We start from the raw sequence: 21851 nt of genomic DNA, 5'->3' as shown, positions 1-21851 counted from the left end.
GCCTGTATCAACCGTTTTGGACGGTTAAAATTATCAGGCGCTTTTCGCTAACGCAACAGGCTGCAACAATTGATTACCGGCGTACAGGCGCGCATTGAGGCTGCCGACAAAATAGCGACTGCCACGCTCTGGGGTGCCGTTGCCTTCCGGCAACACCACGCTGATCGGCTCCTGGTGCCAGCCGAGCGGCTGCACCACCAGTTGCCAATAGTGGCCACGCGGGCTGATTTCCAGCACCTGCACCGGCAATGGGCAGCGAACGCTGCTTTCCGTGCTGATTTCCATTTCCCACGGGCGCAGGAACAGTTCAACCGGCCCCTGGTGCATCGGTTGGAACGACAGCGGCCACTGATGGGCGCCGACAAACAGTTGCGAACCCCGGATTTCGCCGTTAAGGCGGTTAACCTCACCCATAAACTCCAGCACGAAGCGGGTGGCGGGTTCGCGCATGATATCGCTCGGCGCACCGACCTGTTCAATATTGCCCTGGCTCATCACCACGATGCGATCGGCAACTTCCATCGCCTCTTCCTGATCGTGCGTCACGAACACACTGGTGAACTTCAGCTCTTCATGCAGTTGGCGCAGCCAGCGGCGCAGCTCTTTACGCACCTGGGCATCCAGGGCGCCGAAAGGCTCATCCAACAGCAGGATCTGCGGTTCCACCGCCAGCGCACGGGCTAGCGCCACACGCTGTTTCTGCCCGCCGGACAGCTGCGAGGGGAAACGGTTGGCCAGATGGGCCAGTTGCACCATTTCCAGCAGTTGCTGCACTTTTTGTTTGATCGCCGCCGCATTGGGGCGCTCACGGCGCGGCAGCACCGTCAGGCCAAACGCCACGTTATCGAATACGGTCATATGGCGGAACAGCGCGTAGTGCTGGAACACAAAGCCAACCTGACGATCGCGCGCATGCACCCGGCTAACGTCGGTGCCGTGGAAGCTCAGCTTACCGCCGCTTTGGCTTTCCAGGCCGGCGATAATGCGCAGCAAGGTGGTTTTGCCCGAGCCGGAAGGCCCAAGCAACGCCACCATCTCACCGGAAGGAATATCGAGCGTGATATCGTTCAATACCTTGGTACGACCGAAATATTTATTGATGCTGTTAATCTCAATGCTCATTATTTGCCTCCCGATCGCGCCGTATGTTCTGGCGTTCCAACCGCCACTGCAGCGCACTCTTCAAAAATAGGGTCACGATTGCCATCACGGTCAATAACGCAGCCGCCGTAAAGGAGCCGACGGTGTTGTAATCCTGCTGCAATAACTCAACCTGCAGCGGCAAGCTGTATGTCTCACCGCGGATAGAACCAGAAACCACCGATACCGCGCCGAATTCGCCAATGGCGCGCGCGTTGGTCAGCACCACGCCGTACAGCAGCGCCCAACGGATGTTCGGCAGCGTGACGCGGCGGAACATCTGCCAGCCGGATGCGCCAAGCAACACGGCGGCTTCGTCTTCCTGGCTGCCCTGGCTAAGCATCATCGGCACCAGTTCACGCACCACAAACGGGCAGGTGACGAACACCGTGACCAGCACCATGCCCGGCCAGGCGAACATCAACTGGATATCATGCGCATCCAGCCAGCCGCCCAGCAGGCCGTTGCTGCCGTAAAACAGCAGGTAAATCAGCCCCGCCACCACCGGCGAGACGGCAAACGGAATGTCGATCAGCGTCAGCAACAGCTGGCGGCCCGGAAAGGTGAACCGCGTCACCAGCCACGCCAGCAGCGTGCCGAACACCAGGTTGACCGGCACCGTGATCAGCGCGATCAGCACCGTCAGCCAAATCGCATGCAGCATGTCCGCATCAAGCAGGTTGCGCCACATTTCGCCGGCACCCTTGGAAAAGGCCTCGGCAAAAATCGAAATCATGGGGATCACCAGCAACAGCAGCGAAAACAGCATGCCAAGGCCGATCAGAACCCATTTGCCCCAGTTGATGCCAGGGCGCTCAACGCCATTGAAGGCAGTTACATCAGCCATCAGTGCCCCCCGATGCGTTTGCCAAAGCGGCTTTGCAGCATGTTGATGCTAAACAGCAACAGCAGCGACGCCGCCAGAATCACCGAGGCGATAGCACTCGCCGCCGGGTAGTCAAATTCCTGCAACCGCACAAAAATCATCAGCGAGGTCACTTCCGTTTTCCAGGCGATGTTGCCGGCGATAAAAATCACCGCGCCGAATTCGCCCAGGCTGCGGGTGAAGGAGATCGCCGTGCCGGCCAGCAGCGCCGGCGCCACTTCCGGCAACACCACACGGCGGAAGCTCTGCCAACGGGTTGCCCCCAGGGTTTCCGCCGCTTCTTCATACTCCGGCCCCAACTCTTCCAACACCGGCTGCACGGTGCGCACCACGAACGGGATGCTGGTAAACGCCATCGCCACCGCAATCCCCAGCCAGGTAAAGGTGACCTTGATATCAAAGTGCGCCAGCCACTGCCCATACCAACCCGTGGTGGAAAACAGCCCCGCCAGCGTTAAGCCCGCCACCGCGGTGGGCAACGCAAACGGCAAATCCATCAGGCCATCAAGCAACGCACGGCCAGGGAAACGATAACGCGTCAGTATCCATGCCATCAGCATGCCGAATACGGCATTGAACAGGCTGGCAACCGTCGCCGACAGTAAGGTGACTTTGTAGGCGGCCACCACCTGCGGGCTGGTGATCACTTCCCAATATTGCGCCAGGCTCATCTGCGCCAGTTGCATCACCAACGCGCTGAGCGGCAGCAGTAAAATCAGGCAGACATAAAACAAACTGCTGCCCAGGCTAAGGCCAAATCCGGGCAATACCCGTTTACTGGTGGACGACAACAACATTACTTATGCCCTGCTGCTAACAACCGATCCAGTTCGCCGCCGGTGGCAAAATGCGTGCTCATCACCTGCGGCCAACTGCCAAACTGATCTTCCACCCGGAACAGCCGGGTGTCAGGGAACTGATTTTTTGCCGCGTCCATCGCCTTCTGGTCATACACGCGGTAGTAGAAACTGGTGATCACTTTCTGAGCCGCCGGGCTGTAGAGGTAATTCAGGTAGTCTTTGGCCGCCTGCTCGGTGCCGTTACGCTGCACGTTGCTGTCCACCCAGGCCACCGGGAACTCCGCCAGAATATCCACCGGCGGCACAATCACCTGATAGTTATCTTCACCGTACTGCTTACGGATGTTATTCACTTCGGATTCGAAGCTGATCAGCACATCCCCGAGGCCGCGTTCCACGAAGGTGGTGGTCGCGCCGCGCCCGCCGGTGTCGAACACTTCGACGTTTTTCAGGAACTGGGTCATAAACGCGCGGGTTTTGGCCGCGTCGTTGCCGTCAGCCTGGCTGGCTGCGCCCCAGGCGGCCAGATAGGTGTAACGGCCATTGCCGGAAGTTTTCGGGTTCGGGAACACCAACTTGACGTCGGTACGCACCAGATCGTCCCAGCTCTTGATGCCTTTCGGGTTGCCTTTACGCACCAGGAACGCCATGGTGGAATAAAAAGGTGAACTGTTATTCGGTAAACGCGCCTGCCAGTCGGCCGGGATCAGTTGCCCGCGATCGTGCAGAATCTGCACATCGCTCACCTGGTTGTAGGTCACCACATCCGCGCGCAGCCCCTGCAGGATCGCCAACGCCTGCTTTGACGAGCCGGCGTGCGATTGTTTGATTGTCAGCGTGTCGCCCGGATGCTGTTGGTTCCATTGTTGTTCGAACCCCGGATTCAACGCGGCAAACAGCTCACGGGAAACGTCGTAGGAGCTGTTGAGCAATTCAGCCGCAGAAACGCTACCGCTGGCCAACAATGCGGCCGCCAGCCATCCTTTCAGCATCAGATTCTTAACCCGTGTTGTTTTCATTATTCACCTTATCACTGTGTCAATCCGTCGAACTTTCGCCCTGATGATGAAAGACCCGCCCCGCTGATGGCGCCAGGCACGGCGACGGGAACAAACCTAGTGTATTTATAACTGAGTGAAGACCTGTAACGCTTTTATATACCGTTTAGTGATTTTCAAGCATGAAATGCTATAAGAGGGAAAGGCGGAGGTTTATTCGGGAAGGAATTTGCCGCCGGGCGCAAGCAAACAGCCCCGGCGGAACAGGCAATGATGCCCCGCAATCGCACGATTGCCGAGCATGGCCTGTATTACAGTGACAGCAGGCGCGTCAGCGAAGGCGCAAAATAGTAGCTGCCGCTTACCGCGCGGCTAAAGCGCAGCATCTGGTCGCGTTTACCGTCCAGATCGCCGAACATGCTCAGCAGTTGCTGTTCGATATTATGCAAACGCGCGCAGTAAGCAATAAAGTACAGGCCGTGTTTGCCGCTGGCGGTGCCGTAAGGCAGGCTCTGGCGCAGGATTTTCAGCCCTTTGCCATCCTCTTTCAGATCGACCCGGCTAACGTGGGAAGTGTCCGGGCGCTGATCGGCAGGCAACTCTTCGCTGTCGGCCTTGGTGCGACCAATGATTTGCTCTTGCTGTTCGGTCGAAAAACGCTGCCACTGGCGCAGATTGTGTTCATAGCGCTGCACCAGCACATAGCTGCCGCCTTCGTCTTCTTCACCGGCGCCAATCACCGCGACTGCCGGGCGCTTCTCACCCTGCGGGTTTTCGGTGCCGTCAATAAAGCCGCTCAGATCGCGATCTTCCACCCAGCGGAAACCGTGGGTTTCTTCTTCCACCCTGATGGCATTGCCGAAAGCCGCCAGCGCGGCCTGCGCCAGCGAAAAGTTAACGTCATGACGCAGGGATTGAATATGGATCAGCATATCGCGCTGGGTGGCCGGCGCCAGCCCTTTGCCCAGCGGGGTGAACGGTTTGAGTTCACGCGCGCCCTGGCCGCCGGAAAGATCGCGCCAAACGTCATAGCCGAAGGCGATTACCGCGCCCAGGCCCGCCTGCGGGAACTGCTGCTGCAATTCCGCCAGCGCCTGGCAAAACTGTTTGCACCCCTGGCGCAAATCGGCGAACTCGCCCTGAACCATGGCTTCCATAAAAATGCCAAAACGGCAGTGTTCCAGCAAAATGCCGCTCTGAACCTGTGTCATGTTGTTATCCTCATACCTAAACGGGCACAGGTTCGCAGTTCTGGGCTGCTCCCCTGCCAAAAAAATACGCGCTATCATAACGTATGCTGGCAGGATTGACTTGCCTGAACGCAAAGAAAAAGGCGTTAATCAATGCATTACGGGCTAACGTGGCGTTTTATTGCGCTTTGGCATGCCAGATAATCTTGCTGACGGTCCAGGTTTTCAGCGTGTCATCCGGTGGGATAATGCTCTGGGGGCCGGCCCATTTACCATCAAAGATGTAGGTCACGTAGCGGCTTTGCGGCGCCACGCACTCCACTTTACCGGCATCGTCCCCTTCCGCAGGCTTACAGGCGCCAAAGGCTTTGCCGTACATATCGCCAAACGCCGTGCCCAACTTGCTGCCCCATTCGGTGGCGATTTTACGATCCATCACGTCCACGCGTTGCACCCGGCCTTTGGCTTCGCCGGTAATGACCAGCTTCACCTCATTGCCCTCCATCGCCTGATAATAAGAGATAATCTGGCCGTTGCTGGTGGCCATGCCGCTGCGCAGGCGGTAATTATCGTTCAGGCCGTCATTGACCGCCGTTTCAGACATCGGCGTGCCGGCCGTGATACCGCCAACGCCTTTGTCGCTGACCTTCAGGCTGCTGCCGAACCAATTCCAGGGGGAAAGGCTTGACCAGGAAAAATCAGACAGCGTCGAACAGCCGGTCAGTAACAGCGGCAGCCCTAACAGCAGTGGGCGAATACTACTCATTTCATCACTCCTTAACATCGCGTGGCAAAGCTGCGGCCTTGCCGCATTCGGCGTTTTTCCGCGTGCCAGCCTCTCACAACTGCACGCCAGGCGCCATAGGTTGCGTGTTTGGAGTACAGAAATAGAGAAAAGTGCCGCAATAGGGCTCACGCTTGCGCAGCCCACGGGGCAAAACAGGCCCTCAGGCGCGGGCTACGCCACAGATAAACCAGCGCCAGCACGTCCAGCAGCGCCAATAGGATCCCCAGCCCGGCGGCATCCTCCCCCTGCTGCCACAGGCTATAGAGCACGCCGGCCAGCGCCGCCAGGCCGGCGACCAACAACACCCAATAGCTCGCCTGCCAACAACGCGGCCAGCGCTGGCGCCGCCCGCACAGCAGGAAGGCCAACACCGCCGGCAGCCCCATCAGCATGCCGAACCAAAAAGACTCGCGATCCGGGTAGAAGATGCGCAGCAGCCCTTCGCCCTGTTGGCTGGAAGCACCGGCGATCACCAGCAGGATCCAGGTACGCGCCTGTAAAATTAATATGCCCCAAAACCAGATCGGCAAACGCAAAACGCCGTGCCGATCGTAATCATCCGGGGAAAAATACCGTGGTGAAACCTTCACGCCGTATTCCTTGCTCAAGAGGCTATTACCAGTAGGCAGCGCTCCGCAGCGCCTTGGGCGCCATGGCCTATTGCGGGGCACAACCCCGTATTGCCAGATGGAGGTAAACCTGCGTTTTTTCAATCCGCAGGCTTAAGAAGCGCTTAAGATCCGTATGTTCTAATCCTTCTCAACAAACGGCCCCGACCGACGGGGTGTACGTTCACTCAAGCAAGAAGGATGCTTCATTATGACAAAATTCACTCTGGCCGCTTTACTGACTATTTTCGCCCTGCCGGCTCTGGCGCAGCAAGGGGGTTTTTCTGGCCCCGGCACACCGCAGGCGCAGCCTGCCGCCACGCAGCAGGGCGGCTTCTCCGGCCCCGGCGCAGCCCTGACCAGCGTTGATAACGTCAAATCATTGAACGACGACAGTTGGGTCACGCTGCAAGGCAACATTACCCAGCGCGTGGGGGATGATAGCTACACGTTCCGCGACGCCAGCGGCACCCTGACCGTGGAAATCGATCACAAACGCTGGAACGGCCAAACCATTACGCCGCAGGATAAAGTACAGTTGGAAGGCAAAGTAGACAAAGACTGGAACAGCGTGGAAGTGGATGTGAAAAATATCAAAAAAATACCGTAACGGCGATGATGTCGGTGGCCCTCTCGGCCACCGAAATACCCCATCAGAAATAGGTCGGCATGGCCTCCAGCAGTTGCAGATCGTCATCCACCAGGCACACCGAGCGCCATTTATCAAAGGTCAGGCACGGGTGCGACGCGCCAAACGCGATCACATCCCCCACCCGTAACCCGTGATCCGGCGGCAGTTGCAAAAAGGCGTACTGATCCATCATTTCACGCACCTGCCAGCGCGCATCCAGCAATTGCGGCACGCAGTCGGCCTCTCCGCGCCCCAGCCGATACAGGCGCAGCGGCGTCGGTAAGCCGGCGTCAAACGCCACGTCCCGTTTCCCCAACGCCACAATCGCACTGCCGGGCTCAGGCAAAGACTGTATGTGCGCCCATACTTCCATCGCCGGCAGTAAGGCGCTGCCCAGCTCCGGGTGGCGCTGCAGCAGCGCCGCCTGGGATGTTTTGTACAGCCCGTGATCGTGCACCAGATAACACCCCGGGCGCAGCAGCGGGGTAAAGTGCGCTTCAGCCCCCTGGCGTTTGAACGCTTCGGCCACCAGATCGTACCAGGCGGAACCCGAGGCGGTAACATACGGCCGCGCCAGGCCGAACTTGCCCGCCGCCAATAGCGCCACCGCCGTTTCGACCAGGTAAGCGGCAAAGCGGCGGATCCCCTCTTCCGGCCGATCGCCGTGGATCACCCCTTCGTAACCCTCGATCCCGCTCAGCACCAGCGCCGGGCTCGCCGCCACCGCCGCCAGTACCGCATCCGCCTGCTCCGGTGTGCGGCAGCCGCAGCGCCCATGCGGCACGCCCAGCTCCAGCATCACATTCAGCGTTAATCCTTGGGCGGCAAAAAATTGCCCCAGATCGCGCACGTTATCGGGATCGTCCACCAGGCAATGGAACTCCAGATCGCCTGCGCGCAGTAACCCGGCGATGATCGCCATGTTGGGCTGCCCCACCAGTTGGTTAGCCAGCAAAATGCGGCGCACACCGTGCTGATAAGCCACCGTGCACTGCACCGCCGTCGCCATGGTGATCCCCCAGGCGCCGTGCGCCAACTGGCGCTGAAACAACGCCGGGGTCATGGTCGTTTTGCCATGCGGCGCCAACCGCGCGCCATGACGCACGGCATAATCCTGCATCCAGGCCAGGTTGTGTTCCAAAGCGCGCTGGTGCAGCACCAGCGCCGGCAGGCTGATATCCGCCAACAGGCGCTTGCCGGTCACAGCCGCGCCTTTTTCCCTACTCGCTGAAAGCGTATTGTTCATCATAACCCCATCAAGTTGATGGGCTGCCGGAGAGGCGCATCTCCATCTCGCGGGCAGCCTGCAACAGCACCTGGCGATAGTGTTGATAATTCGCTTTGGCGTCGCCACGCGGCGCAACGATACAGAACGTGGCGACGCAGCGCTGCTGCTCATAAATACCTGCGGCAAAACAATGGGTATAGTTATCGGCAATGCTGTCGAAGGAGAAGAAACGCGCCTGGTGCGCCTGGCGGATCTCCTGCAGAAAACCCGCCTGCGGCATAAACTCGCCGTTGGGCAGGCGGAAGTCTTCCGGCGGGATCAGCGCCAGGATCTCTTCATCGCTCAGATGCCCCATCAGCAGGCGGCCAGACGCCGTCCATGGGATCGGCGTGTCCTCCCCCACTTCCGAAGAGATGCGGAACGGGCGATCGCCTTCGCGCATGAGCGCAACGTTGTATTTCCTGCCGTTCAGCAGGCACATCTGCGCCGTTTCCCGTGTGCTGCTAACAATCTGCTCCAGGAAGCGATCCGATTCCCGGGTAAAGTCGAAATGGTTCAGGTGCGCCTGGCCGAGGAAATACAGCTCGCGCCCCAGATACACCAAGCCATCTTTCCCCACCGGCTCCAGAATGCAGCGCTCCAGCAGCAACGCGACCATCTCATATACCGTCGATTTCGGTGCGCCAATACCTTTGGCAATATCGTGCGGGCGCAGCGGCTGGCGCTGCTTTTTCAGGAAATCCAGTATCTCGAACGCACGATCGAGCCCTTTAACCCGGCGGCGGGTATCCGGCGCAGTCATCATAAAAACCCCATTGCTCCTGTTTGGCCATTGGCGGCTATTTGGCTTTATAGGCCACGCACTCCACCTCGACCTTACAATCTACCATCATCCTGGACTGCACGCAGGCGCGCGCCGGGGCAGCGGCGGAGAAATACTCGCTGAACACCTTGTTGAAGCTCCAGAAATCGCGCGGGTCATCCAGCCAGACGCCGACGCGCACCACATGTTCCAGGCCGTAGCCCGCCTCGTGCAGAATGGCGATCAGATTCTGGATCGCCTTGTGCGATTGTTCGATAATGCCGCCGGCAACCACCTCCCCCTGCTCCATGGCGATCTGCCCGGAAACAAACAGCCAACCATCGGCTTCCACCGCACGGGCAAACGGCAATGGTTGCCCACCGGCGCCATGTTCACCGGCACCATAACGAGTAATGCTCATTGATACGCTCCTTGATTTAACCGCGTTAGAAATGTGAGTGTTTGATAAATTCTGCCAGGCGCGGTGACGCCGGGTTATTGAACAGCTGTTTGGGCGGCCCTTGCTCCTCGATTTTTCCCTGGTTCATGAAAACGATGCGATCGGAAACCTCATACGCAAAACGCATTTCGTGGGTCACCAGCAGCATCGTCATTCCCTCATTCGCCAAATCCCGGATAACCGCCAGCACTTCGCCCACCAGCTCCGGATCCAGCGCCGAGGTCACTTCATCAAACAGCATCAGGCTGGGGTTCATGGCGATGGCGCGCGCGATCGCCACCCGCTGCTGCTGCCCGCCGGAAAGCTGGCCGGGATAATGGCCCTTGCGCGCCAGCAGGCCAACGCGCTCCAGCCAATGTTCAGCACAGGCAATCGCCTGGTCTTTCGGCATTTTCTTCACCTTCAACAGGCCGAGTGTGACGTTCTGCAGCGCCGTCAGGTGGGGGAACAGATTGAACTGCTGGAACGCCATGCCGGTCATCACCCGGTGGCGAGCAATGATCTTGTCAGGGTGCCGCACCCGCTGTTGCTGACGCTGGAAATAACCGATGGGCTGATCGTTAAGGCGGATCTCGCCCTGCTGAAAATCTTCCAGCAGGTTGACGCAGCGCAACAGGGTCGTTTTTCCCGATCCGCTTGAGCCGATCAGCGTGACCACATCCCCTTTATTCATGCTCAGATCGATGCCTTTCAGCACTTCCACGCTGCCATAACGTTTGTGCAAATCACGAATATTCAGCAGCGGCGTAACGGTTGTCTGGTTCATGGGAGCCTCACGCGTTTTTCCAGATAGCGGCCAAATTGCTCAATGGAAAAGTTGATAATGAAGAACAGCAGCCCGGCGAAGGCGTAGAACTGCAGCGTCATGAAAGTACGGGCGATCACCTGTTGGGAGCTGAGCAGCAAATCGGCCACGCCGATGACCGACAGCAGCGTTGAGGCCTTCACGATTTCCGCGGCCGAGTTCACCCAGGTCGGCAGGATTTGCCGCAGCGCCTGCGGCAGTTGCACGTAGCGCAGATCCTGATAAAACGTCAGCCCGATAGCCTTTGCGGCTTCGCTTTGCCCACGCGGCACCGCCTGCAACGCGCCGCGCACGATTTCCGAGACGTGGGAACTGCAAAACAGCGCCAGCGCCAGCACGCCGGCTTCAAACGCGCCGGCATCCCATCCCAGCGCGGGCGCAATGTAAAAGCAGGCCAGCACCAAAACCAACACCGGTGTGCCGCGCACAATATCGATATACAGCCGCACCAGCGTCTGCGCCCATTTTGGCGCATAGGTCACCAGCAGGCCGCCCAGGGTGCCCAGCAGCGTGCCGCTGAGGATCGCCAGTAATGAAGAGAGGACGGTAACCACAAAGCCGTCCGCCAGGGTGGCGCGGGCCTGCCACAGTTGGTACCACCAGCTAAAGGGATCGTTCATGTTGCCTCCTATCGCACTATCGCCAGGCGCCGTTCCGCCACCCGCAACGCCGCAGCGATCAGATAACAGGTAGCGATATACAGCAGGCTGGTCACCAGCCAGGTTTCAATCACCCGGTAGCTTTCCAGGTTCAGTTTGCGGGCATAAAACGTCAGCTCCGGCACGGCGATCGACGCCGCCAGCGACGTATCCTTGAACAGCGAAATGAAGTTGTTGCCGAGCGAAGGCAGCACATTGCGCAACATCACCGGGATGATGATGTAACTTTTGATCTGCCACTCTTTCAGGCCGATGGCCTGCCCGGCCTCGCGTTGCCCGGCGGGAATGCCCAGCAGGCCGGCACGGAACACCTCGGTCAGATAGGCGCCGGCATACATCGACAGCGTGACAACGAACGATCCAATCTGATCGAGCATGATGCCCATGCCCGGCAGCGCAAAGTAAATCATCAGGATAAGGATCAGGATCGGCAGATTGCGCACCACCGTCACATACAGCGTGGCGCTCCAGCGCAACAGCGGGTTCTTCGACAGGGTGCAGAACGCCGCCAGCAGGCCCAACGCACAGCCGATGGCAATCGACAGCAGCGACAGTTCCAGCCCGAGCCACAGCCCGCCCAGCAGCAGATCAAAACTTTGCCAGACGGGTGCGAAGTTCAACGTGTAATTCATCTTGCAACCTCAATGCGCCGGGCGCCCTGCGGCCCCGGCGTGAACGCACTATTTATACTCAACCGGGAAACCAATTGCCGGCGTAGCAAGATCGCTACCAAACCATTTCTTGTAGGCAGCGGCATAGTCAGCAAAATCCACGCCGACCATCGCTTCGTGCAGTGCCGTGTTGACATAGTTCAGCCAATCCTGATCGCCACGCTTCAGAGCGCAAGAATAGGTTTGCGGGCTCCAGGCATAGTCCGGCGAATGGTAGCGGCCAGGGGTTTGTACCATCAGCCATTTGGCGGACGACTGATCGGTCGCCACGGCGTCCGCCCGCCCAGAATTGAGCGCCTGATACATCAGGTCCACGCTTTCATACTGGGAAACCGTGGCTTTGGGCAGCGCCTGATGCACCAGTTGATCGGCATAGACGTTTTGTAGCACCGCTACGCGCAGGCCATCGCCGGCGGCGTTCATATCCGCCAGTTGCAGATAGTTGCTATTGGCCAACGTCAGCAGCGCCACGCCTTCACGGTAATAAGGAATGGTGAACGCCACCTGTTGAGCGCGCTGCGCCGTGACCGTCATTGCCTGGCAGGTCATATCCACCTTGTCGGTCAGCAGGTTGGGGATTCGCGCATCCGAAGACTGCTGTACAAACCGCACTTTGGTCGGATCGTTGAACAACCCTTTGGCAACGATCCGGGCGATATCGATATCAAAACCCTGCAGTTGGCCGTCGGCGCCCTGGAACCCCCAGGGCGCGTTGGTGCTGCCGGTGCCGACGATCAGATAGCCGCGTTTCAGTACGTCATCCAGCCGGGCCGCATTCGCCTGCGCCGCGTAACAACCCAGCAGCGCCAACCCCGCCAATATGCCAACCCGTTTCATGCCTGTTACTGCCTGATTCACTTTTCCCATGGTGCCTCCAAGTAATTCCGCTATAACGGAAACAATTTCGTAACTATGGAATTAATGCAGAAAAGATGCCAAAAAATAACCAGGCAGATGCGGATTTTCTTTACCCGTTGTAAAAAAAGATCTTTTGGCAGGATCGTACCGGTTGGGAACAGGCAACACAGGCAGTAGGGCAAAACAGCAGGGGTAAACGATAGCGGGCAATTGCACCACCGGCGATCGGCCACGCACCATCATGAGGCCGTTTTAGCCCGTGGAACGATCAAATACGGAGGGAGAGTGCGAACAAGAGAAGCCCATTATGCCGGTGTGATAATGGGTGTGCCGTGTGGTGGTGCGGGCCTATGCCATCGGTGCGATCAATATTCCTGATCTTCAATCAGCCGTTTGCCCAGGCTGGTTATCCCCTGGATCTCATAGCCCAGCTTTTCATACATATCGATCACGGTGTCGTTATCTTCCCGCACCATCAATTGGATTTTGGGGCAACCGCGCGCGATCAGCTTTTTCTCCAGCCGGTTGATCAGCGCGTTGGCGATGCCGCGGCCGCGGTAATCCGGATGCACCCCGAGGTAATACGCCGAACCGCGGTGGCCGTCATAGCCGCCCATGACCGAACCGACCACTTCACCGCCCACTTCCGCCACCAGAAACAGTTCCGGATCGTGATTCAGCTTGCGCTCAATGTCCATTTCCGGATCGTTCCACGGGCGCAGCAGATCGCAGCGCTCCCACAAGGTCAGAACTTCTTCAAAATCGTCTTGCCGAAATACGCGAATTTCCATAGCCGCTCGCCATTATAAAAAAGAGTATTTCCCTGATTATCGCGTGATTATCCATATACGCAATATCAAACTGCGATTTGTGCCGCGCTGCCGCTGGATTTTCGTAGCGCAATAGCGCGCATGCGCCGAAAACAAACGTAATAAATGGAAATAGTTATCGGGTGATTGATAACGACCAATACGTATACCCTTCATACTTCAAGTTGCAGGTGTGTTGGCTTTCCTCGCTCACCCCAGTCACTTACTGGAGTAAGCTCCTGGGGACTCACTGCGTTGCCGCCTTCCTGCAACTCGAATTATTTTGGGTATATACCGTACATAGCCCAAATTGCAGGATAAAAACGCCAAACGCGTGCTTGAGCTGCGCTGGCCATACCCGGCTGCCGAAAATGGCGGGGAGAAGGCCAATGCGCCTGCAACGTGAAATAATGACGGATAGAAACGTCGCCAAACTGATTGCCGCCACGGAGAGCCATAATATGAATAAGCCGGTTGACCCTTTTTTGCGTTTCAAGCCGCTTAACGGCGCAACCTCGCGCCGCCGGCTGCTGCTTTCCGGCGTGGCGCTAGCGCTGTTCGGCAGCCCGAGCCCCAAAACGCAGGCCGGCATGCTGCGTAGCCCGCATAGCACGAGTGCCCCGGCGCCAAAAACCGCCGGCGGCATCAAGCGGGTTATGCTCGATCCGGGCCACGGCGGCATCGATTCCGGCGCCGTCGGCCATGAAGGCTCGAAGGAAAAACACGTGGTGCTGGAAATTGCCAACCACGTGCGCCGCTTCCTGCATGAGCACCCGAATATCGAAGCGCACCTCACGCGCGAAGAGGATGAATTCATCCCGCTGTTCCAGCGGGTGGAAATCGCCCACCAGCGCCAGGCCGATCTGTTTATTTCCATCCATGCCGATGGCTATACCCGCCCGGAAGCCTCCGGCGCTTCGGTGTTCGCCCTGTCCAACCGTGGCGCCAGCAGCGCCATGGCGCGTTATTTATCCAACCGCGAGAATGCGGCGGATGAAATCGCCGGCGGGAAATACAAGGAACAGGATAACTACCTGCAGCAGGCGCTGTTTGATCTGGTGCAGACCGATACCATCAACAACAGCCTGACGCTCGGCCACCACGTGTTGGGGAAAATCCGCGGCGTGCACCACCTGCATAGCCCGAATACCGAACAGGCGGCGTTCGCCGTGCTGAAATCGCCATCCATTCCTTCCGTGCTGGTGGAAACGTCGTTTATCACCAACCCGGACGAAGAACGCCTGCTCGGCACCACCGCCTTTCGGGAAAAAATCGCCCGCGCCATTGCCGATGGCGTCGTCAACTTCTTCAGTGAATTTGACGCCCGCCAGCGCAGGGCGCGCTAAGGCTGTCGCCGTGCGGAAATAACGATATACTTGCAGCCTGATCTCAATAAGGCCGCGAAGAATTCCGTATGAGTTTACCCGATATTGCTGAAGTAAAATCCTTTCTGCTGGCGCTGCAAGACCGTATCTGCACGCAGTTGGCTGAAGCCGACGGCGCTGCCGGCTTCACCGAAGATCGCTGGGTGCGTGAAGAAGGCGGCGGCGGCCGCAGCCGCGTGCTGACCAACGGCGCCGTGTTTGAACAGGCCGGGGTAAACTTCTCGCACGTTTCCGGCGCTACGCTGCCGGCCTCCGCCACCGCCCACCGGCCGGAGCTGGCGGGCCGCAGCTTTCAGGCCATGGGCGTTTCACTGGTGATCCATCCGCTGAACCCTTACGTCCCTACCAGCCATGCCAACGTGCGCTTATTTATCGCGGAAAAACCCGGCGCCGAGCCGGTCTGGTGGTTTGGCGGCGGTTTCGATCTGACACCGTTCTACGGCTTTGAGGAAGACGCGGTGCACTGGCACCGCACGGCCCAGCAACTGTGCGCGCCCTTCGGCGCCACGGTATACCCCAAATACAAAAAATGGTGCGACGACTATTTCTTTATCAAACACCGCAACGAAGCGCGCGGCATCGGCGGGCTGTTCTATGACGATCTGAACACGCCGGATTTCGCCGCCAGCTTCGCCTTCACCCGTGCGGTGGGCGACGGTTTCCTGGCGGCGTATCTGCCGATCGTCGCCCGGCGCAAGGCGCTGGCGTGGGGCGAGCGCGAGCGCGAGTTCCAGCTTTATCGCCGCAGCCGCTATGTCGAATTCAACCTGGTGTGGGATCGCGGCACCCTGTTCGGGCTGCAAACCGGCGGCCGCACGGAATCGATCCTGATGTCGATGCCGCCGTTGGTGCGCTGGGAATACAACTATCAGCCGGCGGAAGGCAGCCCGGAAGCCGCGCTGTATCGTGATTTCCTGCCGGTGCGCGACTGGCTGCGGGGGGAGCAATAATGCAAATCTGGGTTGATGCGGACGCCTGCCCGAACGTCATCAAAGAGGTGTTGTTCCGCGCCGCAGAACGCACTGCCACCACCGTGACGCTGATCGCTAACCAGCCGCTGCGCACGCCGCCCTCCCGCTTTATCCGCACCTTGCAGGTAGCGCCGGGCTTTGACGTGGCGGATAACGAAATCGTGCGCCGCTGTGAGCCGGGGGATCTGGTGATCACCGCCGATATTCCCCTGGCGGCGGAGGCGATTGAAAAAGGCGCCGCAGCGCTTAATCCGCGTGGTGAACGCTACACGCCGGCCACCATCCGCGAACGCCTGAACATGCGCGATTTTATGGATACCCTGCGTGCCAGCGGCATCCAGACCGGCGGCCCGAATACCCTGAACCAACGCGACCGCCAGCTGTTCGCCAATGAGCTGGACAAATGGCTACAGGCGAAACGCTAACGCGCCGGGGTGCGCCACAGGTAGTCGGCGCGGCGCACATCCACCTGGCTATCGCCTTCGGCCAGCATCAGCACCAGCGGCATACTGGCCGGCTGTAGATCCTGCATGTGCAACGGCACCCCCAAATCCCTGGCGGCATGATAGCCGCCGGCAATCAACAACGCGGGCGCCGGCGCCGCCAGCAGCCGCTGTGCCATCCGCCGGTCACGCTGTTGCTGGATAGCCAGCATCGCATTCAGACGCGGCGCATCGATCTTACCGCCGTGTGCCTGCCGGATGAGATCGGCCAAAGCCTGCTGCACCGCCGGTTGGGTTGAACGTGGGCCGGCTGGGAACTGCGGATGGCGGTAAAACGCCATGATTTCATCGCGGCTTAAGTTGGCGGAAAGCAGCGGATAAGGCGCCTGAATGGCGGCCATCACCACCCCGCCATACAGCGCCCAGTCCCACCCGGCCTGCCAGGCGATGCGCTGCTTAACCTGTTCACTGCTGAGCACCTCTCCCGCCTGCAGCGCGCGCTTCACCGCATCCACCTGCGCCTGCTGGCCCGGCACGAGCATCTCCATCAGCACGCTACCCTGCGGCCGCTGCCGCGGCAGGTTTTCCACCAGCCAATGCTCAATACGGTGGTGCGCCGGATTGTCATGCTTTTCACCGACGATCACCCGCTGCGCCGCCGCCAGCCGCACCAGCAGTTGCTGGGGCGCAAGCGTTGCGCCGGTATGCAAATCAACAATTGTGCCCAGGTTTGCCACACGGTTATCCGGCGCGGGCGAATGGCTACAGGCGGTCAACGCCAGCGTCACCAGCAGTAAGAGGTATTTCATCGGGGATCCTGCCACGCGAAAAAAAACGATAATACAGAGAACGGTTCTCATTTGCATCCTCTCCCTGCCCGGCGTACCGTCGGTCTGCGAGGCGCTGCGCATTGATCTCACGCCCGCAGCGGTGGTATAACCCCAGCCATTCAGACATCTATCCCTTCATACTTCAGCTTGCAGGTGGGTTGGCCTTCCCGCGGCTCGAATTATTTGGGGCATATACAGATATATATCATTATGCAATCTCCCTCCGAAGGGCAGTTCAAACGCACCATGAAAGCCCGGCATCTCGTGATGCTTTCTCTGGGCGGCGTGATCGGCACCGGCCTCTTTTTCAACACGGGTTACATCATTTCCACCACCGGGGCGCTCGGCACGTTGCTGGCCTACCTGATTGGCGCCATCGTGGTTTATCTGGTGATGCTGTGCCTGGGCGAATTGTCGGTCGCTATGCCGGAAACCGGCGCTTTCCATGTGTACGCAGCCCGCTATCTTGGCCAGGCAACCGGCTACACCGTGGCCTGGCTCTATTGGTTAACCTGGACCGTCGCACTGGGTTCCAGCCTGACGGCGGCGGGGTTTTGCATGCAGTACTGGTTCCCGCAATCGCCGGTGTGGCTGTGGTGCCTGCTCTTCTGTATCACCATTTACCTGCTGAACGTGATTACCACCCGCTTTTTTGCCGAAAGCGAGTTTTGGTTTTCCCTGATCAAAGTGGTGACCATACTGGCGTTTATCATCCTGGGCGGCGCCGCCATGTTCGGCGTGCTGCCGATGAAAGACGGCACGCCGGCGCCTTTCCTGCATAACCTGACCGCCGCCGGTTGGCTGCCGCAGGGCACCTTGCCGATCCTGATGACCATGGTGGCGGTAAACTTCGCCTTCTCCGGCACGGAGCTTATCGGCATTGCCGCTGGGGAAACTGAAAACCCGGAAAAGGTGGTGCCCTGGGCTATCCGCACCACGGTTATCCGCCTGGTGGTGTTCTTTATCGGCACGGTGTTTGTGCTGGCGGCGCTGATCCCGATGGGCCAGGCCGGGGTGGTGAAAAGCCCGTTTGTCTTGGTGTTCGAGCGCATCGGTATCCCTTACGCGGCCGATATCTTTAACTTCGTGATCCTGACCGCGATCCTTTCCGCGGCGAACTCGGGGCTGTATGCCTCCGGGCGCATGCTGTGGTCGCTGGCGAACCAAAACACCCTGCCGGCCTATTTCTCCCGCGTTAACCGCCGCGGCATTCCGTTTAACGCGCTCACCTTCAGCATGCTCGGCGGCATTTTAGCGCTGCTGACCAGTGTGATCGCCCCGGATACGGTATTCGTCGCCCTGTCTGCCATTTCCGGTTTTGCCGTGGTGGTGGTTTGGCTTAGCATCTGCGCCGCCCACTTTGCATTCCGCCGCCGGTATCTGCGTAGCGGCCAACCGCTTGCCGGGCTGAAATACCGCGCCCCCGGCTACCCGGCCACGCCGATTGCCGGCTTTGCCCTGTGCCTGCTGGCCTGTATCGGCCTGGCGTTTGATCCGCAGCAGCGCATTGCGCTGTACTGCGGCCTGCCCTTCGTGGCACTCTGCTATGCCGCCTATTACCTGACCCGCAACGGCGGGCAAAAACCACGGCTGGAAACAGGAGAACAAGATGCCGGTCAATAACCCCATCGCCCCATTGCTGGCGGGCAACAATACCCTGGTTCTGGATGGCGCGCTGGCCACGGAACTGGAAGCGCGCGGCTGCAACCTTAGCGATGCGCTGTGGTCCGCCAAGGTACTGATAGAAAACCCGGAGCTGATTTATCAGGTACATCTGGACTATTTCAACGCCGGCGCGCAGTGCGCCATCACCGCCAGTTATCAGGCTACGCCGCAGGGGTTTCTGCCACGCGGGCTGGATGAACAGCAATCGCTGGCGCTGATCGCCAAAAGCGTGCAGTTGGCGCAACAGGCGCGCGCCGATTACCTGGCACAGCACCCACAGGCCGGGCCGCTGCTGGTTGCCGGTTCGGTCGGCCCTTACGGCGCGTATCTGGCGGACGGTTCTGAATATCGCGGTGATTACCATCTGCCGCAGGCGGAGATGATCGCCTTCCACCGCCCACGCATCGCGGCGCTGGCGCAGGCCGGGGTAGATCTGCTGGCCTGTGAGACGCTGCCTTCATTCAGCGAACTGCAGGCATTGCTTGCCCTGCTGCAAGAAGAATTCCCACAGCTCGGCGCCTGGTTCTCCTTTACGCTGCGCGACAGCCAACACCTAAGCGACGGCACGCCGCTGCGCGATGTGCTGGCGCTGCTGCGCGGCAACCCGCAGGTGCTGGCCGTTGGCGTCAATTGCATTGCGCTGGAAAACGTCACGCCGGCGCTGCGTGAATTCGCCGCGCTGAGTGATAAGCCGCTGCTGGTCTACCCTAACTCCGGTGAACATTACGATGCGCAGAGCAAAACCTGGCACGCCTGCGGCGCCGGGCACGGCGGCCTGCCTGAACGGCTGGCGGAATGGCGGCAACTTGGCGCCCGGCTGATTGGCGGCTGCTGCCGCACCACGCCGCAGGATATTCAGGCGATCGCGACGCAGGTGAGCGCCCACCAATAGGCCAGAGTACAGGCGTTCCTCTGGCCGGCAGAGGAACGCCCCTCGGTTACAGCGGCTGAGTTTGTGCTTCCACCAACGCCAGAGCCACCATATTGACAATGCGGCGCACCGAAGCGATCGGCGTCAGAATATGCACCGGCTTCGCCACCCCCATCAACACCGGCCCCACGGTCACGCCTTCGGAAGAAGATACGCGCAGCAGGTTATAGCTGATACGCGCCGCCTCCATATTGGGCATGATCAGCAGGTTAGCCGAGCCTTTCAGCGGGCTGTCCGGCATCAGATCGTGGCGGATGCTTTCCACCAGCGCCGCGTCACCGTGCATTTCCCCATCAATTTCCAGATCCGGCGCCAATTGGTTAACCAGCGCCAACGTTTGCTGCATTTTGCGCGCCGACGGGCAATCGGAAGAGCCGAAGCTGGAATGGGAAAGCAGCGCCACTTTTGGCTCAATGCCGAAGCGGCGCACGGTTTCCGCCGCCATCAAGGTAATTTCCGCCAGCTGTTCCGGCGTTGGGTTGTCGTTAACATAGGTATCGGCAATAAAGGTATTGCCGCTCGGCAGCAGCAGCGCATTCATCGCCCCGGCCACGTGTGCGCCTTCGCGGAAACCAAACACGTTCTTCACCACGTCATAATGCTCATGGTAGCTGCCGATGGTGCCGCAGATCATCGCGTCGGCCTCGCCGCGCTGCAGCATGATGGCGGCAATCAGCGTGGGGTTGCCGATAACCGCGCGGCGCGCCTGTTCCTGGGAAACGCCGTGCCGTTTCATGATCTGATAGTATTCGCCCCAGTAGGCATTGAAGCGGGGATCGGACTCGTTATTGACGATCTCGAAGTCTTTACCCGGCGTAAGCTGCAGGCCGAGCTTTTTCAGGCGCATTTCAATGACGCTCGGGCGGCCCACCAGGATCGGGAAGCCCAGCCCCAGTGAAACCAACTCTTGGGTGGCATGCAACACCCGCTCTTCTTCACCTTCGGCCAGCACCACCCGTTTCAGCACTTTCTTGGCCTGGGTGAAGATCGGTTTCATAAACAGGTTGGTTTTGTAGACGAACTCGGTCAGCTTTTCGGTGTAGGCATCAAAGTTTTCGATCGGGCGCGTGGCCACGCCGGATTCCATCGCTGCTTTGGCTACCGCCGGGGCGATTTTGACGATCAGCCGCGGATCAAACGGTTTGGGGATAATGTATTCCGGCCCGAAGGACAGATCCTGATCGCCATAGGCCGAGGCCACCACGTCGCTCTGTTCCGCCAGCGCCAGATCGGCAATGGCATGCACGCAGGCCAGCTTCATCTCTTCGTTGATGGTGGTCGCCCCCACATCAAGCGCGCCGCGGAAAATGAACGGGAAGCACAGCACGTTATTGACCTGGTTCGGGTAATCGGAGCGGCCGGTACAGATAATGGCGTCTGGCCGAACTTCTTTCACCAGCGGCGGCAGGATTTCCGGTTCCGGGTTGGCGAGCGCCATAATCAGCGGGTTCTCCGCCATGGTTTTCACCATCGGCTGGGTCAGCACGCCCGGGCCGGAACAGCCGAGGAAAATATCCGCCCCGGGGATAGCGTCTGCCAGGGTGCGCTGGCCGTTGTCCTCAATGGCATAGGCAGCCTTGGTTGCTTCCATTTTGGCGTCGCGGCCTTTGTAGATCACCCCTTTCGAGTCACAGACGGTAATGTTTTGCAGCCGCAGGCCCAGCACCACCAGCAGATTCAGGCAGGCAATAGACGCCGCGCCCGCGCCGGAAGCCACCAGGCGCACGTCGGAAAGGCTCTTTTTCACCACCCGCAGGCCATTGAGCACTGCGGCGGTGGTGATGATCGCCGTGCCGTGCTGATCGTCATGGAACACCGGGATCTTCATGCGCTCGCGCAGTTTTTTCTCAATGTAGAAACATTCCGGCGCTTTGATATCTTCCAGGTTGATGCCGCCAAAGGTCGGCTCCAGCGCGGCGACCACGTCGATCAGTTTGTCGGGATCGTGCTCATCGACTTCAATATCAAACACGTCAATGCCGGAAAACTTCTTGAACAGCACGCCCTTGCCTTCCATCACCGGTTTGCCGGCCAACGCGCCGATGTTGCCCAGGCCCAGTACGGCCGTGCCGTTGGAAATAACGGCGACCAGGTTGCCCCGGGCGGTATATTTATAGGCGGCCAGCGGATCGGCGGCAATTTCCAGGCACGGGGCGGCGACACCCGGCGAATAGGCCAACGCCAGATCGCGCTGGGTCGCCAGTGGTTTGGTAGGGGATACCTGGATTTTCCCCGGTACCGGGAACTGATGGAAATCAAGGGCACTTTGCTTTAGTTTTTCATCCATTTTCGGT

The 21851-nt window shown here is 59.4% G+C and carries 23 protein-coding genes; 6 read left to right on the top strand and 17 right to left on the bottom strand.

Features of this window, described 5'->3' with window-relative positions; genetic code table 11:
• Nucleotides 1-33: 33 nt before the first annotated feature.
• The 7 genes from cysA to ACN28Q_RS19225 form a co-directional block, all read right to left on the bottom strand.
• On the bottom strand, nucleotides 34-1122 hold the full coding sequence (cysA, locus tag ACN28Q_RS19255) for a sulfate/thiosulfate ABC transporter ATP-binding protein CysA (RefSeq protein ID WP_095847820.1): 1089 nt from the start codon (nucleotides 1120-1122) through the stop codon (nucleotides 34-36).
• Entirely contained in the window at nucleotides 1112-1987 is an 876-nt protein-coding gene (gene cysW, locus ACN28Q_RS19250; RefSeq protein WP_095847819.1) for a sulfate/thiosulfate ABC transporter permease CysW, read from the bottom strand. The genes cysA and cysW overlap by 11 nt, the downstream gene beginning before the upstream one ends.
• A complete protein-coding gene (gene cysT / locus ACN28Q_RS19245) occupies nucleotides 1987-2820 on the bottom strand; it encodes a sulfate/thiosulfate ABC transporter permease CysT (RefSeq protein ID WP_095849101.1) in 834 nt (277 codons plus the stop codon). Before cysT ends, cysW begins: the two co-directional genes overlap by 1 nt.
• Nucleotides 2821-2822: 2 nt before the next feature.
• On the bottom strand, nucleotides 2823-3845 hold the full coding sequence (locus tag ACN28Q_RS19240; protein ID WP_095847818.1) for a sulfate ABC transporter substrate-binding protein: 1023 nt from the start codon (nucleotides 3843-3845) through the stop codon (nucleotides 2823-2825).
• A 290-nt stretch (nucleotides 3846-4135) separates the two neighbouring features.
• Entirely contained in the window at nucleotides 4136-5035 is a 900-nt protein-coding gene (locus ACN28Q_RS19235; RefSeq protein ID WP_095847817.1) for a Dyp-type peroxidase, read from the bottom strand.
• Between the two features lie 157 nt (nucleotides 5036-5192).
• Nucleotides 5193-5780, bottom strand: coding sequence for an RpoE-regulated lipoprotein (locus tag ACN28Q_RS19230; RefSeq protein ID WP_095847816.1), 588 nt, complete (start codon nucleotides 5778-5780; stop codon nucleotides 5193-5195).
• 146 nt (nucleotides 5781-5926) lie between these two features.
• Nucleotides 5927-6391, bottom strand: coding sequence for a DUF2919 domain-containing protein (locus tag ACN28Q_RS19225; protein WP_095847815.1), 465 nt, complete (start codon nucleotides 6389-6391; stop codon nucleotides 5927-5929).
• Between the two features lie 229 nt (nucleotides 6392-6620).
• On the opposite strand from ACN28Q_RS19225, the gene ACN28Q_RS19220 reads away from it, so the two are divergent.
• On the top strand, nucleotides 6621-7019 hold the full coding sequence (locus tag ACN28Q_RS19220) for a YgiW/YdeI family stress tolerance OB fold protein (RefSeq protein ID WP_095847814.1): 399 nt from the start codon (nucleotides 6621-6623) through the stop codon (nucleotides 7017-7019).
• A gap of 43 nt (nucleotides 7020-7062) precedes the next feature.
• Here the strand turns inward: ACN28Q_RS19220 and ACN28Q_RS19215 are convergent, their stop codons facing one another.
• The 8 genes from ACN28Q_RS19215 to ACN28Q_RS19180 form a co-directional block, all read right to left on the bottom strand.
• The gene (locus ACN28Q_RS19215; protein WP_230469423.1) at nucleotides 7063-8244 is read right to left on the bottom strand and encodes an amino acid deaminase; all 1182 of its coding nucleotides are present in this window, start codon (nucleotides 8242-8244) and stop codon (nucleotides 7063-7065) included.
• Between the two features lie 52 nt (nucleotides 8245-8296).
• A complete protein-coding gene (locus ACN28Q_RS19210) occupies nucleotides 8297-9073 on the bottom strand; it encodes an IclR family transcriptional regulator (protein WP_230469422.1) in 777 nt (258 codons plus the stop codon).
• A gap of 34 nt (nucleotides 9074-9107) precedes the next feature.
• Nucleotides 9108-9491: a RidA family protein gene (locus ACN28Q_RS19205; protein ID WP_095847812.1), complete on the bottom strand. Its 384-nt coding sequence runs from the start codon at nucleotides 9489-9491 to the stop codon at nucleotides 9108-9110.
• Between the two features lie 25 nt (nucleotides 9492-9516).
• Nucleotides 9517-10296: an amino acid ABC transporter ATP-binding protein gene (locus tag ACN28Q_RS19200; protein WP_095847811.1), complete on the bottom strand. Its 780-nt coding sequence runs from the start codon at nucleotides 10294-10296 to the stop codon at nucleotides 9517-9519.
• Nucleotides 10293-10955 carry an amino acid ABC transporter permease gene (locus ACN28Q_RS19195; RefSeq protein WP_095847810.1) on the bottom strand — a complete coding sequence of 221 codons (663 nt, stop codon included), beginning with the start codon at nucleotides 10953-10955 and terminating at the stop codon, nucleotides 10293-10295. Before ACN28Q_RS19195 ends, ACN28Q_RS19200 begins: the two co-directional genes overlap by 4 nt.
• An 8-nt stretch (nucleotides 10956-10963) precedes the next feature.
• The gene (locus tag ACN28Q_RS19190) at nucleotides 10964-11626 is read right to left on the bottom strand and encodes an amino acid ABC transporter permease (RefSeq protein WP_095847809.1); all 663 of its coding nucleotides are present in this window, start codon (nucleotides 11624-11626) and stop codon (nucleotides 10964-10966) included.
• A gap of 48 nt (nucleotides 11627-11674) precedes the next feature.
• Nucleotides 11675-12532 carry a transporter substrate-binding protein gene (locus ACN28Q_RS19185; protein ID WP_230469421.1) on the bottom strand — a complete coding sequence of 286 codons (858 nt, stop codon included), beginning with the start codon at nucleotides 12530-12532 and terminating at the stop codon, nucleotides 11675-11677.
• Nucleotides 12533-12888: 356 nt separating this feature from the next.
• Nucleotides 12889-13314 (bottom strand): GNAT family acetyltransferase, encoded by a 426-nt coding sequence (locus ACN28Q_RS19180; protein WP_095847807.1) that lies wholly within the window; start codon nucleotides 13312-13314, stop codon nucleotides 12889-12891.
• Nucleotides 13315-13793: 479 nt separating this feature from the next.
• On the opposite strand from ACN28Q_RS19180, the gene amiA reads away from it, so the two are divergent.
• The 3 genes from amiA (at nucleotide 13794) to ACN28Q_RS19165 (ending at nucleotide 16113) form a co-directional block, all read left to right on the top strand.
• Complete coding sequence (amiA, locus tag ACN28Q_RS19175; RefSeq protein WP_095849099.1) at nucleotides 13794-14678, top strand: N-acetylmuramoyl-L-alanine amidase AmiA; 885 nt, start codon at nucleotides 13794-13796, stop codon at nucleotides 14676-14678.
• 68 nt (nucleotides 14679-14746) lie between these two features.
• A complete protein-coding gene (hemF, locus tag ACN28Q_RS19170; RefSeq protein WP_095847806.1) occupies nucleotides 14747-15667 on the top strand; it encodes an oxygen-dependent coproporphyrinogen oxidase in 921 nt (306 codons plus the stop codon).
• On the top strand, nucleotides 15667-16113 hold the full coding sequence (locus ACN28Q_RS19165; protein WP_095847805.1) for a YaiI/YqxD family protein: 447 nt from the start codon (nucleotides 15667-15669) through the stop codon (nucleotides 16111-16113). The genes hemF and ACN28Q_RS19165 overlap by 1 nt, the downstream gene beginning before the upstream one ends.
• On the opposite strand, the gene ACN28Q_RS19160 is transcribed toward ACN28Q_RS19165, so the two are convergent.
• Nucleotides 16110-16940 (bottom strand): ChaN family lipoprotein, encoded by an 831-nt coding sequence (locus ACN28Q_RS19160; RefSeq protein WP_095847804.1) that lies wholly within the window; start codon nucleotides 16938-16940, stop codon nucleotides 16110-16112. The two genes, ACN28Q_RS19165 and ACN28Q_RS19160, sit on opposite strands and share 4 nt — an antisense overlap.
• Before the next feature lie 231 nt (nucleotides 16941-17171).
• Here ACN28Q_RS19160 and mmuP point away from each other — a divergent pair, with 231 nt between their 5' ends.
• Both mmuP and mmuM read left to right on the top strand, forming a co-directional pair.
• Nucleotides 17172-18584: an S-methylmethionine permease gene (mmuP, locus tag ACN28Q_RS19155; protein ID WP_095849098.1), complete on the top strand. Its 1413-nt coding sequence runs from the start codon at nucleotides 17172-17174 to the stop codon at nucleotides 18582-18584.
• On the top strand, nucleotides 18571-19518 hold the full coding sequence (mmuM, locus tag ACN28Q_RS19150) for a homocysteine S-methyltransferase (RefSeq protein ID WP_095847803.1): 948 nt from the start codon (nucleotides 18571-18573) through the stop codon (nucleotides 19516-19518). The genes mmuP and mmuM overlap by 14 nt, the downstream gene beginning before the upstream one ends.
• Nucleotides 19519-19564: 46 nt before the next feature.
• Here the strand turns inward: mmuM and maeB are convergent, their stop codons facing one another.
• Nucleotides 19565-21844, bottom strand: coding sequence for an NADP-dependent oxaloacetate-decarboxylating malate dehydrogenase (gene maeB, locus ACN28Q_RS19145; RefSeq protein WP_095847802.1), 2280 nt, complete (start codon nucleotides 21842-21844; stop codon nucleotides 19565-19567).
• Nucleotides 21845-21851: the final 7 nt, after the last annotated feature.

The sequence above is a fragment of the Gibbsiella quercinecans genome, from assembly GCF_002291425.1.
GTDB classification, from domain to species: Bacteria; Pseudomonadota; Gammaproteobacteria; order Enterobacterales; family Enterobacteriaceae; genus Gibbsiella; species Gibbsiella quercinecans.
This window is presented reverse-complemented; position numbering and strand designations above follow the sequence as displayed.

Coding starts and splice junctions, on each gene's coding strand:
- cysA (WP_095847820.1), bottom strand. CDS start 1,122: ATGAGCATTGAGATTAACAGCATCAATAAATATTTCGGTCGTACCAAG.
- cysW (WP_095847819.1), bottom strand. CDS start 1,987: ATGGCTGATGTAACTGCCTTCAATGGCGTTGAGCGCCCTGGCATCAAC.
- ACN28Q_RS19240 (WP_095847818.1), bottom strand. CDS start 3,845: ATGAAAACAACACGGGTTAAGAATCTGATGCTGAAAGGATGGCTGGCG.
- ACN28Q_RS19235 (WP_095847817.1), bottom strand. CDS start 5,035: ATGACACAGGTTCAGAGCGGCATTTTGCTGGAACACTGCCGTTTTGGC.
- ACN28Q_RS19230 (WP_095847816.1), bottom strand. CDS start 5,780: ATGAGTAGTATTCGCCCACTGCTGTTAGGGCTGCCGCTGTTACTGACC.
- ACN28Q_RS19220 (WP_095847814.1), top strand. CDS start 6,621: ATGACAAAATTCACTCTGGCCGCTTTACTGACTATTTTCGCCCTGCCG.
- ACN28Q_RS19210 (WP_230469422.1), bottom strand. CDS start 9,073: ATGATGACTGCGCCGGATACCCGCCGCCGGGTTAAAGGGCTCGATCGT.
- ACN28Q_RS19205 (WP_095847812.1), bottom strand. CDS start 9,491: ATGAGCATTACTCGTTATGGTGCCGGTGAACATGGCGCCGGTGGGCAA.
- ACN28Q_RS19200 (WP_095847811.1), bottom strand. CDS start 10,296: ATGAACCAGACAACCGTTACGCCGCTGCTGAATATTCGTGATTTGCAC.
- ACN28Q_RS19195 (WP_095847810.1), bottom strand. CDS start 10,955: ATGAACGATCCCTTTAGCTGGTGGTACCAACTGTGGCAGGCCCGCGCC.
- ACN28Q_RS19190 (WP_095847809.1), bottom strand. CDS start 11,626: ATGAATTACACGTTGAACTTCGCACCCGTCTGGCAAAGTTTTGATCTG.
- ACN28Q_RS19185 (WP_230469421.1), bottom strand. CDS start 12,532: ATGGGAAAAGTGAATCAGGCAGTAACAGGCATGAAACGGGTTGGCATA.
- ACN28Q_RS19180 (WP_095847807.1), bottom strand. CDS start 13,314: ATGGAAATTCGCGTATTTCGGCAAGACGATTTTGAAGAAGTTCTGACC.
- amiA (WP_095849099.1), top strand. CDS start 13,794: ATGAATAAGCCGGTTGACCCTTTTTTGCGTTTCAAGCCGCTTAACGGC.
- hemF (WP_095847806.1), top strand. CDS start 14,747: ATGAGTTTACCCGATATTGCTGAAGTAAAATCCTTTCTGCTGGCGCTG.
- ACN28Q_RS19165 (WP_095847805.1), top strand. CDS start 15,667: ATGCAAATCTGGGTTGATGCGGACGCCTGCCCGAACGTCATCAAAGAG.
- ACN28Q_RS19160 (WP_095847804.1), bottom strand. CDS start 16,940: ATGAAATACCTCTTACTGCTGGTGACGCTGGCGTTGACCGCCTGTAGC.
- mmuP (WP_095849098.1), top strand. CDS start 17,172: ATGCAATCTCCCTCCGAAGGGCAGTTCAAACGCACCATGAAAGCCCGG.
- mmuM (WP_095847803.1), top strand. CDS start 18,571: ATGCCGGTCAATAACCCCATCGCCCCATTGCTGGCGGGCAACAATACC.
- maeB (WP_095847802.1), bottom strand. CDS start 21,844: ATGGATGAAAAACTAAAGCAAAGTGCCCTTGATTTCCATCAGTTCCCG.